Below are 16,331 nucleotides of genomic sequence, written 5' to 3' on the forward strand. Positions count from 1 at the left end.
CCGCAGATGCAGCGGCGACGCCCGAGATGGTGCGCGTCGACCGGGTCAGCCGGAGCTTCAACGGCACCAAGGCGGTGGACGAGGTGTCCTTCACGCTGGCGCGTGGGCGTTTCCTCACCATCCTCGGCCCCAGCGGCTCGGGCAAGACCACGCTGCTGCGCATGATCGCGGGCTTCCTTGCCCCCACCGGCGGCGAGATCGTGCTGGGCGGACGGCCGGTCTCGGCCGAGCCGCCGCATCGCCGCTCGATCGGCATGGTGTTCCAGAAACTGGCGCTGTTCCCGCATATGACCGCGGCCGAGAACGTCGCCTATCCGCTGCGCATGCGCCGCTTCGATGCCCGCACCATTCCGGATCGGGTTGAACGCTATCTGGAGCTGGTCCGGCTGGGCGGCTATGGCGGCCGGCGGATCCACGAGCTGTCGGGCGGGCAGCAGCAGCGCGTGGCGATCGCCCGTGCCCTGGTCTTCGAACCCGATCTGCTGCTGCTCGACGAGCCGCTGGCGGCGCTGGACAAGAAGCTGCGCGAAGAGATGCAGCTGGAATTCCGCCGCATCCAGCGCGAACTGGGCGTCACCACCATCAACGTCACCCATGATCAGCGCGAGGCGCTGGTGATGTCGGACGAAATTCTGGTGATGGATGGCGGCCGGACCCAGCAGCTGGCGGCACCGGTGGAAACCTATCGCCGCCCGGCCAATCCCTTCGTCGCCGGCTTCATCGGTGTCACCAATCTGCTGGAGGGCCGTGCGCTTACCGCAGGCGGCCAGATGGTGGCCTTCGGCAATCTGGAATGTCAGGCAACGCCGATGGCGGGGGGTGAGATCGCGGCCGGCGCGCCGGTGACGGTCTCGATCCGCGCTGAGCAGCTGCGCATTGCGGGCGATGCCGATGCGCTGGATACCGACGGCACCGGCGGCGGGCTGGAGGTGATCGTGCGGGCGACCATCACCGAGGCGATCTTCGAGGGTGAACGGTCGGTCTATGCCGCGCAGGTGCCGGCACTGGGCAATGCGGTGCTCCGGGTGTTCGATCATGACCCGGCGGCGCATCGCGCCTGGGCACCCGGCCAGTCGGTGCATCTGGGCTGGACGGCGCGCGACCTGCTGGTCTATCCGGCGTGAGCGATGACCCCGGCCTACGACGACCCCCGGCCTACGACTTCACGATCAGGGACGGCCGCCGCATGCGGCCTGCAAGAACAGGGAACAGGGCGATGACCAAGCATGACGACGCGATGCGCGGCGCCAGCCGCCGTCAGGTGCTGAAGGGCGGCGTGATGGCCGCGGCCGGGGCGGCGCTGACCGGAACCCCGGCGCTGGTTCTGGGCCGCCGGGCCTTTGCCGCCGAGCCGGCCAAGCCGGCCGAGATCATCGTCCGCGCCTGGGGCGGTGTCTGGGTCGAGGCGCTGGACAAGGGCGTGTCGCAGAGCTTCACCGAGGCGACCGGCATCCGTGTGCGCCACGACCTGACCGAGGACAACGAGATCCAGCCCAAGATCTGGGCTGCGGTGGCGCAGAAGCGGGTGCCGCCGATCCATGTCAACTGGGACACCTCGACCAACGCCACCAAGTCGGCGCTGCGCGGCGTGACCGAGGATCTTTCGGATCTGTCCAACCTGCCGCAGTTGCTGCCGGTGGCGAAGCCGGTCGGCCTGGAGGGCTGGCCGATCGTCAACACCTATTCCTATGTCTACGTGCTGGCCTATCGGACCGAAGCCTTCCCCGACGGCGCGCCGAAGAGCTGGACGGTGATGCTCGACCCGAAGTTCAAGGGCCGGGTCGCGCTCTACAATGACGGCATCGGCTTCCATCCGGCGGCGCAGGTCGCGGGCGGTGGCAAGGTGTCTGACATTCCGGCCAATATGGAGCCGGCCTGGGCGTTCATCCGCAAGCTGAAGGCGCAGCAGCCGCTGCTGGGCGAGGATCCGGACTTCACCAACTGGTTCCAGCAGGGCGAGATCGACGTCGCCTGCACGATCATCTCCAATGCCCGCGAAGCGAAGCAGAACGGCATCAAGGTCAATTGGACCGTGCCGGAAGAGGGTGCCAAGGTCGATACCGATGCGCTCTGGGTGCCCAAGGGCCTGCCCGAAAGCGAGCTGTACTGGGCCAAACAGTATGTGAACCATGCCATTTCCAAGGGCGCGCAGCAGACCTGGACCGAGAAGCTGGGTCTTCCCGGCGTCCAGCCCGGCCTGACGCCGCCGGCCGATCTGGCGGGCGACCCGGCCTATCCGACCACGCCTGAAGACTTCGCCCGGCTGATCAGCGTGCCGACCCCGGTGCTGGTCGAGCACGAGCGCGAATGGTTCCAGACCTTCAAGGAAATCATGCAGGGCTGACGCCCTGCGGAATATTAGGGGTCATTCAGGGCTGACGCCCTGGGGGCGGCACCGGCGCAATCCGGTGCCGCCCGATCCGTGACACATCTTCCGAGGATGCCGGTCGCCGCCATGCTCCGCCCGTCGAAACGCGCCTATCCGCTGTCCTGGCGGCTGCTCGATGCGGCCGAGGCTGCCGTGGGGCTGATCCGCCCGAAACGGCCTGAACTGGTCGCGCCGGCCCTGTTCCTTGCCCCCGCCATCCTGCTGGTGGCGGTGCTGGTCTGGGGCCTGGTCGACATGGCGTCCGACAGCCTGCACATGCTCGACACGGCGACCTTCCTGCCGGCAGAGGCGATGAGCCTCGGCAATTACGCCCAGCTGATCGACCGGCCCATCTATGCCACCGTCATCTGGCGCAGCCTGCTGGCGGGCGTGATCGTGACCGCGGCGACTCTGCTGCTCGCCTTCCCCTATGCCTATGTGATGGTGCGCACGCCCTCGCCGGTGATACGGCGGGTGCTGCTGATCAGCCTGTTCCTGCCCTTCTTCATCGGCCAGGTGGTCCGTGCCTATGGCTGGCTGATCATCCTGGGCGCCAAGGGCATCGTAAACAGCGCGATCACCGGCCTCGGGTTTGAGCCGCTGAAGCTGATCTACACCTACGAGACCATTCTGTTCGGGCTGGTCCAGTACATGCTGCCTTTCGCCGTGCTGCTGATCGCGCCCGCGATCACCGCGATCGGCGAGGAGGTGGAGATGGCGGCGTCCTCGCTTGGTGCCAACTGGTGGCGGGGCTTCGCGACCGTGGTGCTACCCATGGCGCGGCCGGGGCTGATCGCGGCCGGGGTGGTGGTCTTCACGCTGACCCTCACCGATTTCGCCATTCCCAACATCCTGGGCGGCGGCACCAACGACTTTGCGGCCAACGCCATCTACGACGCCTTCTTCCGGATTTCGGACAGCGGGCTCGGGGCGGCACTCGCCATCGTGCTCACCTTCCTCGGCAGTACCATCGTTGGCATCATCCTGGCGATCGCCGGCGCCGGCACGCTCGGCATGGGCGGGCGCGCACCGGTAAAGGGAGGCGGAGCATGAGCGCCGGCGGCACCACGCCCCGCTCCAAGCGGCTGCTGCTCTGGTCGGTGATCGGCTTCGATCTGCTGATCCTGGCCCTGCCGACCCTGATCGTGCTCGGCGCCTCGTTCACCGCCGGCAATATCGTGACCTTCCCGCCCGACGGCCTGTCGCTGCAATGGTACGAGAAGGTGGTCGGCGCCTACGAGCTGCGTCAGGCTTTCTGGCGGTCGCTCTGGGTGGCGGTGGTCTGCACGCTGATCAGCCTGCCGGCGGGCACGCTGGCCGCCATCGCGCTCGCCCGCTGGCGGATCGCCTTCGGGCGGACGCTTCAGGTCTATCTGCTGCTGCCCTTCACCGTGCCGCTGATCGCCTCGGGCATCGGCATGATGCTGCTCTTCGGGCGGATCGGCATTCTGGGCCAGCTCTGGCCGGTGGGGCTTGCCTGTGCGGTGATCAACCTGCCCTTCATGATCTGGGCAGTGGGCGCCTCGGTGAACGCACTCGACCCCGATCTTGAGAATGCGGCGGCCAATTGCGGCGCGCCGCCGGTGCAGACCTTCCTGACCGTCACCCTGCCCGCGGTGATGCCGGGGGTGATCACCGGTGCGCTGCTGATGTTCGTGCTCGCCTTCAACGAGTTCCTGGTCAGCCTGCTGCTGGTCGATGCACGCATCGTGACCCTGCCGGTGCAGATCTACAATTCGATCCGCAGCGTGATCACGCCGGATCTCGCGGCGGTGTCGGTGGTCTATATCCTGGTCGCCGCCCTCGCCATCCGGGCTCTCGACAAGCTGGTCGGGCTCGACCTGTTCCTGCGCTCGAAATGAGCATCTACCTCCCTGAGGAGTCCTGCGCCATGCCGGCCGTCAACCTCCACGACCTTTCGACCCTCGACGCCGCCGCCCGCGCCGACCTGCTCAAGCGCGCCGAAAGCGATCTCGGCCCCTTCCTCGACAAGGTCCGGCCGATCATCGAAGCAGTGCGCACCGAGGGAGATGCGGCGCTGGCCCGTTTCGCCCGTGATTTCGACAGGGCGCCTGTCGATCCGGCCCGGATCCGGGTCGAGCCCGAGGCCTTCGACCGGGCCTTCGATCAGGTCGAGCCCGAGGTGATCGAGGCGATCCGCTTTGCGGTCGACAACATCCGCCGCTTCCATCAGGACCAGAAGCCCGAGGAGATGTGGCTGCACGAGGTGCGCCCCGGTGCCTTTGCCGGTGACCGCTTCCTGCCGATCCCGTCGGTCGCCTGCTATGTGCCGCGGGGCAAGGGCTCGTTTCCGAGCGTGGTGATGATGACCACGGTGCCGGCGGTGGTGGCGGGCGTGCCCGAGATTTCGATCATCACACCGCCCGGCCCCGATGGCGAGGTCGATGCGGCGACGCTGGTTGCGGCACGGCTCGCCGGTGTCGAGACGGTCTACAAATGCGGTGGCGCTCAGGGTGTCGCGGCGGTAGCCTATGGCACCGAAACCGTCCGCAAGGCGGTGAAGATCGTGGGCCCCGGCAGCCCCTGGGTGGTGGCGGCCAAGCGCCTGCTGTCGGATGTGATCGATCCCGGCATCCCCGCCGGGCCGAGCGAGGCGATCATCTTCGCCGACGATACGGCGGATGGACGGCTGGCGGCGCTCGACCTGCTGGTCGAGGCGGAGCACGGCCCCGACAGCTCGGCCTATCTGGTCACCACCAGCCGCAAGGTCGCCGAGGATGCGATCGTGGCCCTCGACGGATACTGGGCGAAGATGGGCAAGCAGCGCCGCGGCTTCTCGACCACCGTGCTCACCGGTCCGCGCGGTGGCGTGGTGCTGGCGCCGGATCTGGAAGCGGCCTATGCCTTCGTCAACGACTATGCGCCGGAACATCTGGAAGTGCTGGGCGACGAGCCCTTCGCCCATCTGGGACGGCTGGTGAATGCGGGCGAGATTCTGCTCGGCAACCGTACCCCGGTGACGCTCGGCAATTTCGTGCTCGGGCCCAATGCCGTGCTGCCGACCAATGCCGCCGCCCGCACCTTCTCGCCGCTATCGGTCTTCGACTACATGAAGCGGTCCTCGGTCGGCTATGTCACCGCCCGGGCCTATCCGGAGCTTGCCCGCCATGCCGGCGTGCTGGCCCGCTACGAGGGCTTCGAGGCCCATGCCGCCGCGGTCTCCGAAGTGCGCGACGCGCTGCTGAAGCGCTGATCGCGGTCCGGCGTAAGCGCTGATCGCGGTCCGAGCGACCGGTTCAGCCGGGATTGCCACGGCGCAGCGCCTGATCGCGAACTTCGCGCGGGGTGCGGCCGTGGCGGCGGCGGACGGCGTCGGTGAAGGCGGCATGGCTGGCGAAACCGGCCTCATAGGTGATCCGGGCGATGGTCAGATCGCTCGTCCCCGGATCCATCAGCATGTGGAGGCCGACGGCAATCCGGGTCTCGCGGATCAGCGTCTGGACCGTATGGCCGCTGCCGCGCATCGCCCGATGCAGATAGCCGGGGCTGATACCCAGCCGTTCCGCCACAGCCTGGGGCGTCAGGGCGGGATCGGTGGCCTCGGCGCGGATCAGGGCTTCGGCCCGCCGGCGCAGCGCGGTCAGCCCCGGGGTGGGCGGGGCGGCGGCGGGGGGTGCTGCGAACATCAGGGCGATCAGGTCCAGCAGGGCCCGGGCGGCGTGTTCGGCGCGTCGCTGGTCGACCGGTTTCGGGGCTTCAAGCAGGGCGTCGATCATGGCGGTCACCGCGTGCAGCAGGGCAGGGTCTGCAGCACGCTGCCCATCGGTCACGGCGGGTGCGACCGCGAAACCGCCGCCCGAACAAGTCACCGCCGGCGGGATCTTCACGCAGACGCTCGTCAGGCCCTCGACGCATCGAAAACCGTAAGGGCGGGACAGATCGGTGACGAGCGCCTCGCCCGGGCGGATATAGCCGGATCTGTCGCCCTGGCAATGGATCATCCGTCCTGACACCGGTATCGACACGGAAAACCCGGCCACCTCGTCCTGTCGGATGTGTGCCTCGCTCCGGATCACGGCGCAGTCGTCGCAGGTGAATCTGGTCAGCGACAATGGCCCGATCCGTCTCTCGACGATCCGGGCATGGAAGGGCTGACGGTCGGGAATGACGTCGAACGAGCAATAGATGTCGGTGACCGCTTCGCGCCACCGCTCAACACCTGGCAGTGACCGGCAATCCAGGTCGAGGATCCGGACCCCCATGATGACTTTGCGCTCCACGACCCGAACAAGTGCCAACGGCATATTGGATGTCGTGGAGAAAAGAGCATGCAATGGCAAACGCCGTGATGATGCATATTGCATCACACACGAACGATGTTTCGCCTTTCAGGTCACCCGGTCGAAAGCTTTTGTACACGCGACGGCAAGACGCCGGTCTGACCGACGCCTTATGCTCGTCACATATCGACCAGCCGCCTGAGGCGATTATGGTCGATGTACCGATCCGTTCCGGGGGCACATCGCCTTGTGCTGGCGGCCCTTGTACTGACGGAACGGGTCGGGCGGGTCTGCGTGCGGTCCCGACAGGGCAGTGTCGGGGCCGCACGCGGTTCGTCGTGGTGGTCAGCCGACGGGTGGTTCAGAACCGGTAGCCGACACCCACGCCGAACAGCCACGGGTCGATGTCGACATCGGCCTTGATCGAGTTGTTGATCGTGACGTCGGTGTTCAGGAACAGCTTCTTCACGTCGATATTGGCGACCCAATGGTCGTCGATCGCGAAGTCGACACCGGCCTGCAGGGCGAAGCCGAAGCCATTGTCATAGTCGATGTCGATGCCGGCCGGGGTGTCCTCGTTGTAGAACACGGTGTAGTTCACGCCGGCGCCGACATAGGGACGGATCTTGCCGTCCGGAATGAAGTGGTACTGCGCGGTCAGAGTGGGGGGCAGCAGCCAGACGCTGCCGAGATCCACACCGCCGACCGAGGTGCCCTTGGCGCGGACATCATGCTTGGTGGTGCCCAGGATCAGCTCGAAGGCGATGTTCTGGGTGGCGAAATAGGTGATGTCCAGCTCGGGGATGACCGAGTTGTCGATCGATACGTCGCCGCCGATCGGGCTGATCGATGCGCCCTCGTCGGGGACGACCGCCACGCCGCGGACGCGCAGCATCCAGGGGCTCTTGTCTTCGGCGGCGGCGGGCGCTGCACCGGCAAGAGCACCGGCAAGGGTGCCGGCGGCGACGAGGGCGGCGAGGCCGGCGGCCTTCAGGGCGCGGGGGGCTTTGTTGAGCGTGGTGGTCATTGATCTGGCCTTCGTTGGCAGCGGTCACCGGCCGGACTGCGGCGGCCTTGTCATGCACGGCCCGCCCTGCAGCCGGTGGTCCGGAACTCTCCGATACGTCACCGGTCGATGGCCCTCATAAAGCACCTGTGTCCTTTTTCGGGCGTTGATCTGGATCAACCGCCGCGAAGGATGCGACCGGATGTCGCGCCACCTGGCCGCATCAGGTTCTGGAACCATCGTTTTTGATCTTGCGCAAGGAAGCAGCGGCGTGGCCGGGGCAGGATCATGGCAATCAAGGTCACGCCCGGAGAGGTCAATGCCCATGGCAACCGTCGTCGAACTCCGCCCCGCCGTGCAGACGTCCCCCGCCGCGCCGCGCGGTGGCGAGGCGATGCAGACGGCCCTGCGGGCCGCGCGTCTGCCGCGCTATACCAGCTATCCCACGGCCCTGCAGTTCGATGCCGCGGTCGGGCCGGATCAGGCGGCGGCCTGGATGCGGGCGGTGCCGGCGGACGAGCCGGTTTCCATCTATGTCCATGTGCCGTTCTGCGACACGCTGTGCTGGTTCTGCGGCTGCCACACCCGGGTGGTGAATGTGCGCGGACCCATCGAGGCCTATGTCCGCAGCCTGGTGGCCGAGATCGAGATGGTGGCGGAGATGCTGGGCCGGCGGCACAGGGTCAGCCATCTGCATTTCGGCGGGGGCAGTCCCACCATCCTGGAGCCGGGTGACATCGACCTGATCTTCCGGACCCTGACCCGCGCCTTCGACATCGGAACCGATGCCGAGATCGCACTGGAGATCGATCCGCGCGACCTGGATCCGGCCCGGCTGGATGCCTGGGCGACGGCTGGCGTCAATCGGGCGAGCCTGGGCGTGCAGGATCTGGATCCCGAGGTTCAGAAGGCGATCAACCGCATCCAGCCGGCCGAAGCGACCGCGCAGGCGGTGCGGGAACTGCGCGCGCGGGGAATTCATGCGATCAACATCGATCTGGTCCACGGCCTGCCCCACCAGACTGTCGAGGGCGTGATCGCCACCGTCGATCAGGTGCTGACACTGGCGCCTGATCGGGTGGCGTTGTTCGGCTATGCCCATGTGCCGACCCTGAAGCCGCATCAGCGGCTGGTGCCCGAACATGCCCTGCCGGGGGCGGTCGAGCGGCTGGAACAGGCCGAGGCGGCCGCGCGGCGCCTGATGGCTGCCGGCTATGCCGGCATCGGGCTCGACCATTTCGCACGGCCGGAGGATTCGCTGGCGGTGGCCCAGCGTGAAGGCCGCCTGCGGCGCAATTTCCAGGGCTATACCACCGACACGGCAACCGCCATTCTGGGCTTCGGCCCCTCGGCCATCGGGGACCTGCCGGGCGGCTATGTCCAGAACACCACCGATGTCCGGGCCTGGCGTGAGGCGATTGCCGCCGGGCGGCTGGGTACCGTGCGCGGTGTTGCCGTTACCGCCGACGATCTGCTGCGCCGGGCGGTGATCGAGCGGCTGATGTGCGATCACGCGGTCGACGTGGCGGCGGTGGCCGCCGGGCAGGGCCGCGATCCGGCGGAGCTTGCCGATGCCCTCGAACGACTGGCGCCGCTGGAGATGCGGGGCGTGGTGGTGCGCGACGGCTGGAAGCTGACGGTGCCGGCGGGCATGACGCCCGACGTGCAGCGTGTCGCCACCTGTTTCGATGTCTATCTTAACCCCGCGGTGCGGGCGATGGTCGCGGCCGAATAGGGGCCAGCCCCTCTTTCGGCCGCGCCACGCGGCATCACTTCGGGGGGAAGAGCGGCTCGAGTGCCTGCGGCATGAAAGCGTCGGCCCATTCCTGAACGAAATGTCCGCCATCTTCGACCTCGATCGGCGGCGGGCAGCCGCGGATGACCTGATGCAGGGCGGTCATGGCCGGCTTGCCCAGTACCGGATCGGCCATGCCGATCACCATCGACGACCGGCCCGACCAGTCCGATCGCCACCAGTCGCGGGCGGCACGCGACAGCGGCGCACCTTCGGCATCCGGATGATCGGGGACCAGCGACGGGAAGACCCGGGCACCCGCCCGATAGCTGTCGTCGGGATAGGGGGCGTCATAGGCTGCAGCCTCTTCCGGCGTCAGATGCGGGCAGCCGCGCTGGAAGAGTTTCGAGATCGAGAAATCCGGGCTGTTGGCGACGAAATCGCGCCAGGCCTCGAAGCCCTTGCCCAGCGGCCGGTCGCCAGTGCCGAGGGCGGTGTTCATGACCAGAAGCCCCTGGAAGCGTTCCGGCATCTCCGGCGGCAGCGTCAGGCCCAGCAGCCCGCCCCAATCCTGCACCACCAGGATAATGTTGTGGAGATTGAGCCGCTTGATCAGCTCTACCAGCATGCCGCGGTGGAACAGGAAACCGTAGGCGCGATCGTCGGTGAGCTTGTCGGAGCGGCCGAAGCCGATCAGATCAGGCGCCACCACCCGGCCGCGGGCGACCAGCTGGGGGATCATGCGGCGATAGAGATAGCTCCAGCTCGGCTGGCCGTGCAGGCAGAGAAAGGTCGGTGCATCGGCACCGGCATCAGCGACGGCGGCCGGCTCGTCAACATATGCGATGCGGATGCCTTCATAGCCGGGCAGATCGTCGAGGTAATGCGGCACATAGGACCAGCCGGGCAGGTCCAGGAAGCGCGCATCGGGCGTGCGCAGGATCTGGGTCATCGGGCGTTGTCTCCGGAATGGCTTCTCATGCCGCCGCCGTATGCGGCGGCGGCAGGGCCGGTTGCAGGACGGGGCTCGTCCCGCAATCCAGCATAGGGCATCCGGTTCCGGAGATCAGCCGAGGAGCGTCACCGCGTCTGCGACCAGCCGGGCGGCGATCGCCCACATCACCAGCGCGATGATCCCGTCCAGCACCCGCCAGGCGGCCGGCCGGCGGAACACCGGCACCAGCAGCCGGGCGCCCCAGCCCAGGGCCGAGAACCAGGCGATCGAGGCAATGGCGGCACCGCCCACGAACCACAGCCGTTCCGGCATCGGGTGGCGCCCGGAAATGCTGCCCAGCAGGACGACCGTGTCCAGATAGACATGCGGGTTGAGCAGGGTGACCGCCGCGACGGTCCCGAGTGTCGCAAGAAGCGGGGCAGGGGCCGCTTCGGAGGGCAGGAGGCGGCCCGGATGCAGGGCGCGGCGGGCGGCCATCAGGCCATAGACGCCAAGGAAGAGCGCGCCCGCGAGCGACACGTATCCAAGCAAGACCTCGTGACCGGCGATCAGCGAGCCGAGGCCGAGGGCACCGGCGCCGATGAGCAGCGCGTCGGTGGCGGCGCAAAAGGCGACGATCGGCAGGACATGGGCGCGGATCAGGCCCTGGCGGAGGACGAAGGCGTTCTGGGCGCCGATCGCAATGATCAGCCCGGCACCGAGGGCAAAGCCTTCGAGTGCGGTTTCGATGGGAAGCGACATGGAAAACGAAACCCGTCTGCGGGAATGGTCGGGGCCGCCTGTCGATGCACGACATCATCGCCCGCGCCGGTCTGTCGGGCGGGGGCGGGTGGCGGGAGGTGCTGGCACGGCAACCGGGCCGTGCGGACCTCAGACCTTCCGGCGGCTGATTTTCTCGAGATGGGCCGAGACGAGCAGAGCCATGGCGGGGCGGGTTCCGATCGCGGGATCAAGGGGTCGCCACTATGCCCGGCCGGACGCCCGGCTGCAACGGGGGCGATCGCATGACCCCATGCCGGAGGGATGTGCAGGCGGTGCAGGGCAGCCCCCGGAGATCTTCCGTTCTGTTTCGTTTGAACTTTCACTTCGGTGCGAACATATTTCGTTTGACGGGGCGGCGCGGGTGATCCGCAGCTTGCCCAGGGCGACCCGACCGGTTGCAGAGGGGCTTCGACGATGTCCGGGCATGTGTATGATCTGGCGGTGATCGGTGGCGGCGTGAATGGCTGCGGCATTGCCCGCGATGCCGCCGGCCGCGGGCTGGATGTGGTGGTGGTGGAGAAGGGCGACCTTGCCGGGGCCACCTCGTCCGCCAGCACCAAGCTGATCCATGGCGGGCTGCGCTATCTGGAACATCGCGAATTCCGGCTGGTGCGCGAGGCGCTGCAGGAACGCGCCGTGCTGCTGGATGCGCTGCCCCACATCGCCTGGCCGCTGCGCTTCGTGCTGCCGCATCACCGGGGCCTGCGGCCGCGCTGGATGATCCGGCTGGGCCTGTTCATCTATGATCATCTGGCCGGCGGCAATGGCGGGCGGCGGAAGCTGCCGGGCACCCGGCGCCTGGATCTGTCGCGGGATGCGGCCGGCCTGCCGCTGAAGGATGACTACCGCACCGCTTTCGAATATTCCGACGCCTGGGTCGATGATGCCCGGCTGGTGGTGCTGAACGCGCTCGATGCGCAGGAAAACGGCGCCCGCATCCTGACCCGCACCGAGTTCACCGCCGCCGATCGCGGCGCCGATCTCTGGACGCTGTCGCTGCGCGATGTGGAGACGGGGGAGGTTTCGATCATCCGCGCCCGGGCGGTGGTCAATGCCGCCGGCCCCTGGGTCGCGGAAACCCTGGTGGACCGGCTGAAGGTGAAGACGCCCGAGCGGGTGCGTCTGGTGCGGGGCAGCCATATCGTGGTGCCCCGGCTGTTCGACCACGACCGCGCCTATATCTTCCAGAATGCCGACAACCGCATCGTCTTCGCCATTCCCTACGAGGACGACTTCACCCTGATCGGCACCACCGATGCCGATCACAAAGGTGACCCGGGCCGGGTCGCGATCACGCCTGAAGAGGTCGACTATCTCTGCCGGGCGGTTTCGGGCTATTTCCGGCGCCCGGTCACGCCCGAGATGGTGGTCTGGACCTATTCCGGTGTCCGCCCGCTCTATGACGACGGCGCGAGCAAGGCGCAGGAAGCGACCCGCGACTATGTGCTGACGGTGGATACCGCGGCAGCACCGGTGATCAGCGCCTTCGGTGGCAAGATCACCACCTTCCGCCGCCTGGCTGAGGCGGCGCTGGCGAAGCTGGAGCCGCTGCTGCCGGCACGCACCGACGGCCGGGCGCTGCGCGGCCCCTGGACGGCCGATGTGCCGCTGCCCGGCGGCCGCCTGCCCGCCGGCGGGGTCGAGGCGCTGGTGCAGAGCCTGGCGCTCAGCCATCCCGTGCTGGACGAACGGACCCGCCGGCGTCTGGCCCGCGCCTATGGCGGCTATGTCCATCGCGTGATCGGCGATGCGGCGGCCGATCCGTCGGCGCTGGGCGAACATTTCGGCGCTGGTCTGCATGCCCGGGAGGTCGCCTGGCTGATGGATCATGAATGGGCGCGCACGGCAGAGGATGTCCTCTGGCGGCGCACCAAGCTGGGTCTCAGGATCGATGCCGCGGGTGTCCGCCGGCTCGATGCCTGGATGCAGGCCCGCAGCTCGGCGCGTCTCGCGGCGTGAGCGTGCGGCTGCAGCAGAGGGGTGCCCGGGCCACCGGCACCACCGGACTTGCCGGGGCCCCGTCCCCCGGCCCAAACTGACGCCTGAAACGACCGGGGCGGCCCAAGCCCCGGCGTGCCGGGCGTGCGGGGGGAGCATTCGCATGGCCGGCACAGCTTCCGAGGAGGATCGCCGTCCCCATGCCCGCCAACCGCAAAGATGATGTTGTCCGCAAGGACGATGGTGCCCGCGAAGGCCTGATCCTGGCGCTCGACCAGGGAACCACCTCGACCCGCGCCATGCTGTTCAACCACGACATGCAGGTGGTCGCGACCGACCAGCAGGAATTTCCCCAGCACTTTCCCGCCTCCGGCCATGTCGAACATGATGCCGAGGATCTGTGGCGGACCAGCGTCGAGACCATGCGCGGCGCGCTGGCGAAGGCCGGCGTGGAGGCGGCCGCGCTTGCCGGCATCGGCATCACCAACCAGCGCGAAACCACGGTGGTCTGGGATCGCGAGACCGGGCGGGCCATCCATCCGGCCATCGTCTGGCAGGACCGGCGCACGGCGCGGATCTGCGGCGATCTGAAGCGCGACGGGCATGAACAGCTGGTCCGCGACCGTTCGGGCCTGCTGCTCGATCCCTATTTCTCGGCGACCAAGGCCTCGTGGATCCTGGACACGGTGCCGGGTGCCAGGGCGGCGGCGGAGGCGGGCAAACTCGCCTTCGGCACGGTCGATGCCTTCCTGATCTGGCGGATGACCGGCGGCCGGGTGCATGCGACCGATGCGACCAACGCCTCGCGTACCATGCTCTACGACATCCACCGCGGCGCCTGGTGCCCGGATCTCTGCAAGGTCTTCGGCGTGCCGATGGGTATGCTGCCCGAGGTGCGCGACAGCGCCGGTGATTTCGGCGAAACCCTGCCCGACCTGCTGGGCGTGCCGGTGCCGATCCGCGGTGTCGCCGGCGATCAGCAGGCGGCGACCACCGGCCAAGCCTGTTTCAGGCCCGGCATGGTCAAGGCGACCTATGGCACCGGCTGCTTCGCCCTGCTGGTGACCGGCAATCAGTCGGTGCGGTCGCGCAACCGGCTGCTGACCACGGTGGCGCTGCAGCTGAACGGCCGGCGCAGCTATGCCCTGGAAGGCTCGATCTTTGTGGCCGGTGCCGCGGTGCAGTGGCTGCGCGACGGGCTGGGCCTGATCGAGAATTCCGCCCAGACCGAGGTGCTGGCGGCGGAGGCCGATCCGGCGCAGAGCGTCTATCTGGTGCCGGCCTTCACCGGTCTCGGTGCGCCGCATTGGGATGCCGATGCCCGCGGCGCCATGTTCGGCCTGACCAGGGCCACCGGCCCGCGCGAGATTGCGCGCGCGGTGCTGGATTCGGTCGCCTATCAGACCCGCGATCTGGTCGAGGCGATGCGTGGCGACTGGGAGGGGGACGGGTTTTCCGAAACCGTGCTGCGCGTTGACGGCGGCATGGTCGCCAGCGACTGGCTGATGCAGCGTCTGGCCGACATGCTGGCGACCCCGGTCGACCGGCCGAAACTACGCGAGACCACCGCCATGGGGGCGGCCTATCTGGCCGGTCTCGCGACCGGCGTCTATCCCGATCCGGAGGTGTTTGCCGAGGGGTGGGCGCTTGACCGGCGCTTCGAGCCGGGCATGGCCGAAGCCGAACGCGAACGGCTGTATGGCGGCTGGCAGGATGCTGTGCGCCGGACGCTGACGCGCAGCTGATCGGGGCGATCACGAGCATGTGTCAACCCGCCCGGCGGGGTGGCGCGAACGGGGGATCCGCCCTATTCTGATGGGGGTGCGGATCCGCCCGTTCACGTTGCCTTGTGGGGTGATGCCTGACGATGGTCAACGACGTTCTGAAGCTGGTCCTGAGCGGGGCCGAAAGACGACCGTCGCCGGTGATGTCCCGGCGCCTGGACGCCTTGTTCCGCGCCCTGCAGACGCCCACGGATGACCGTGATCCCGAGGACATCCAGGCGATGATCTGGGCGCTGTGGTGCGAACATCACGATCCGGATGCGACCCGTGCGCTGTCGCGGGCGATCGATGCCATGGTCGCCGGCCGGCTGGTGGTGGCGGAAGGTGTGCTGGACCGCACCGTGCTGCGCTGGCCCGATTTCGCCGAGGCCTGGAACCGCCGCGCCACGCTCTACTACATGCAGGAACGCGACCAGGAGAGCCTGGGGGACATCCGCACGGCGCTGGAGCTGGAACCCCGTCATTTCGGCGCGATCTGCGGCTTCGGCCAGATCTGCATGCGCCGCGGGGACCGCACCGCGGCACTGGCCGCTTTCGAAACGGCGCTGCGGCTCAACCCCTATCTCGCCAATGTCCGCCAGATGGTCGAGGCCCTGGCCGAGGATCTGCCGCGCACGGTGAACTGACGCCGTGATCAATTGGTGAAAAGACGCGCGGCCTGCACACGATCGAATGGGCAACACTTGAAGATGATGCGCAGATGGGCGAGGTTTCTCGTCGTTCCGCATCATGTAGCCCATCATCCGGAAGGACCGGTATGCGCATCGGCAGCCTCGTTGCGTCCCTGCTCGCAGCTCTTGCGCTTGCGGCCTGTTCCTCCTCGCGCGAGAGCCTGCCGTCCAGGACGGCGACCGAGCAGCTTCTGCTATCGTCGGCGGTCGACAGGGCGGCGCAGGAACTGACCCTGGACCTGCCGCAGGATGCCCCGGTCTTCCTGGATACCACCAATTTCGAAGCCATCGACGGCAAGTATGCGATCGGGGCCGTGCGCGAACAGCTGCTGCGCCGCGGCGCCCGGCTGATGCCCGACCGGGCGCTTGCCGATGTCGTGATCGAGATCCGTTCGGGCGCGCTGTCGATCGATGACGAAAGCTCGCTGCTCGGCCTGCCGGCGATCGACATTCCCGTGCCGATGAGCGATGTCAGCACGCCCGAACTGGCCCTGGTGAAGCGCGACGAGCGCCGCGGCACGGTCAAGCTCGCCGCCGTCGCCTACGACGCTCATGACGGCCGCTTCGTCGACGCGACCGGCCCGGTCTACGGTTATTCGCACATCACCGACTGGACGGTGCTGGTGTTCTCGTGGACCAGCAGCGACGTGCTGCCGGACGAGCAGCATGTGCCGGCGATCACCGCCAGCCTCAGGGATTTCGGCCTGGCGAGCGCGCCGGAGGATTGAGACCGGCCGGCGGCCCTTCGGCACTTTTTTATGCCCCGTTTACGCGGTCGGACCAGGATCGCCATCGCGATTTTACGGCCGTCCGGCCGACACTCCATCCTGACGGGAGCGTCCTCTTGCGGTCGCTCCGCACATCAAGGATC

General features: G+C 68.0%; 14 protein-coding genes. 10 read left to right on the forward strand and 4 right to left on the reverse strand.

Annotated features, from left to right (window positions below):
* Window positions 1-26 precede the first annotated feature (26 nt).
* The 5 genes from TMO_RS02225 (at window position 27) to hisD (ending at window position 5,582) form a co-directional block, all read left to right on the forward strand.
* Entirely contained in the window at window positions 27-1,124 is a 1,098-nt protein-coding gene (locus tag TMO_RS02225) for an ABC transporter ATP-binding protein (RefSeq protein WP_322111258.1), read from the forward strand.
* Window positions 1,125-1,237: 113 nt separating this feature from the next.
* A complete protein-coding gene (locus TMO_RS02230; protein ID WP_041605338.1) occupies window positions 1,238-2,344 on the forward strand; it encodes an ABC transporter substrate-binding protein in 1,107 nt (368 codons plus the stop codon).
* A gap of 111 nt (window positions 2,345-2,455) precedes the next feature.
* A complete protein-coding gene (locus tag TMO_RS02235; protein WP_041604794.1) occupies window positions 2,456-3,421 on the forward strand; it encodes an ABC transporter permease in 966 nt (321 codons plus the stop codon).
* Window positions 3,418-4,230, forward strand: a complete 813-nt coding sequence (locus TMO_RS02240; RefSeq protein WP_014743955.1) for an ABC transporter permease — start codon at window positions 3,418-3,420, stop codon at window positions 4,228-4,230. The genes TMO_RS02235 and TMO_RS02240 overlap by 4 nt, the downstream gene beginning before the upstream one ends.
* 29 nt (window positions 4,231-4,259) lie before the next feature.
* The gene (hisD, locus tag TMO_RS02245) at window positions 4,260-5,582 is read left to right on the forward strand and encodes a histidinol dehydrogenase (RefSeq protein ID WP_014743956.1); all 1,323 of its coding nucleotides are present in this window, start codon (window positions 4,260-4,262) and stop codon (window positions 5,580-5,582) included.
* Between the two features lie 43 nt (window positions 5,583-5,625).
* On the opposite strand, the gene TMO_RS28950 is transcribed toward hisD, so the two are convergent.
* Together TMO_RS28950 and TMO_RS02255 are read right to left on the reverse strand one after the other, a co-directional pair.
* Window positions 5,626-6,591: an AraC family transcriptional regulator gene (locus tag TMO_RS28950; protein ID WP_014743957.1), complete on the reverse strand. Its 966-nt coding sequence runs from the start codon at window positions 6,589-6,591 to the stop codon at window positions 5,626-5,628.
* Window positions 6,592-6,970: 379 nt separating this feature from the next.
* Complete coding sequence (locus TMO_RS02255; protein WP_014743958.1) at window positions 6,971-7,636, reverse strand: OmpW/AlkL family protein; 666 nt, start codon at window positions 7,634-7,636, stop codon at window positions 6,971-6,973.
* Window positions 7,637-7,940: 304 nt separating this feature from the next.
* Between TMO_RS02255 and hemN the strand changes: the two genes are divergently transcribed.
* Window positions 7,941-9,350 (forward strand): oxygen-independent coproporphyrinogen III oxidase, encoded by a 1,410-nt coding sequence (gene hemN, locus TMO_RS02260; protein WP_014743959.1) that lies wholly within the window; start codon window positions 7,941-7,943, stop codon window positions 9,348-9,350.
* A gap of 34 nt (window positions 9,351-9,384) precedes the next feature.
* On the opposite strand, the gene TMO_RS02265 is transcribed toward hemN, so the two are convergent.
* Together TMO_RS02265 and TMO_RS02270 are read right to left on the reverse strand one after the other, a co-directional pair.
* On the reverse strand, window positions 9,385-10,302 hold the full coding sequence (locus TMO_RS02265; RefSeq protein ID WP_014743960.1) for a haloalkane dehalogenase: 918 nt from the start codon (window positions 10,300-10,302) through the stop codon (window positions 9,385-9,387).
* 114 nt (window positions 10,303-10,416) lie between these two features.
* On the reverse strand, window positions 10,417-11,046 hold the full coding sequence (locus TMO_RS02270; RefSeq protein ID WP_014743961.1) for a LysE/ArgO family amino acid transporter: 630 nt from the start codon (window positions 11,044-11,046) through the stop codon (window positions 10,417-10,419).
* 435 nt (window positions 11,047-11,481) lie between these two features.
* On the opposite strand from TMO_RS02270, the gene glpD reads away from it, so the two are divergent.
* The 4 genes from glpD to TMO_RS02290 all read left to right on the forward strand — a co-directional run bounded on the left by glpD (window position 11,482) and on the right by TMO_RS02290 (window position 16,188).
* Complete coding sequence (gene glpD / locus TMO_RS02275; RefSeq protein WP_041604795.1) at window positions 11,482-13,026, forward strand: glycerol-3-phosphate dehydrogenase; 1,545 nt, start codon at window positions 11,482-11,484, stop codon at window positions 13,024-13,026.
* Between the two features lie 179 nt (window positions 13,027-13,205).
* Window positions 13,206-14,750 (forward strand): glycerol kinase GlpK, encoded by a 1,545-nt coding sequence (glpK, locus tag TMO_RS02280; RefSeq protein WP_014743963.1) that lies wholly within the window; start codon window positions 13,206-13,208, stop codon window positions 14,748-14,750.
* Between the two features lie 122 nt (window positions 14,751-14,872).
* Window positions 14,873-15,415, forward strand: coding sequence for a tetratricopeptide repeat protein (locus tag TMO_RS02285; RefSeq protein WP_014743964.1), 543 nt, complete (start codon window positions 14,873-14,875; stop codon window positions 15,413-15,415).
* A 131-nt stretch (window positions 15,416-15,546) separates the two neighbouring features.
* Entirely contained in the window at window positions 15,547-16,188 is a 642-nt protein-coding gene (locus TMO_RS02290; RefSeq protein ID WP_014743965.1) for a DUF6655 family protein, read from the forward strand.
* Window positions 16,189-16,331 lie beyond the last annotated feature (143 nt).

This window comes from Tistrella mobilis KA081020-065 (assembly GCF_000264455.2).
In the GTDB taxonomy this organism is placed as follows: Bacteria; Pseudomonadota; Alphaproteobacteria; order Tistrellales; family Tistrellaceae; genus Tistrella; species Tistrella mobilis.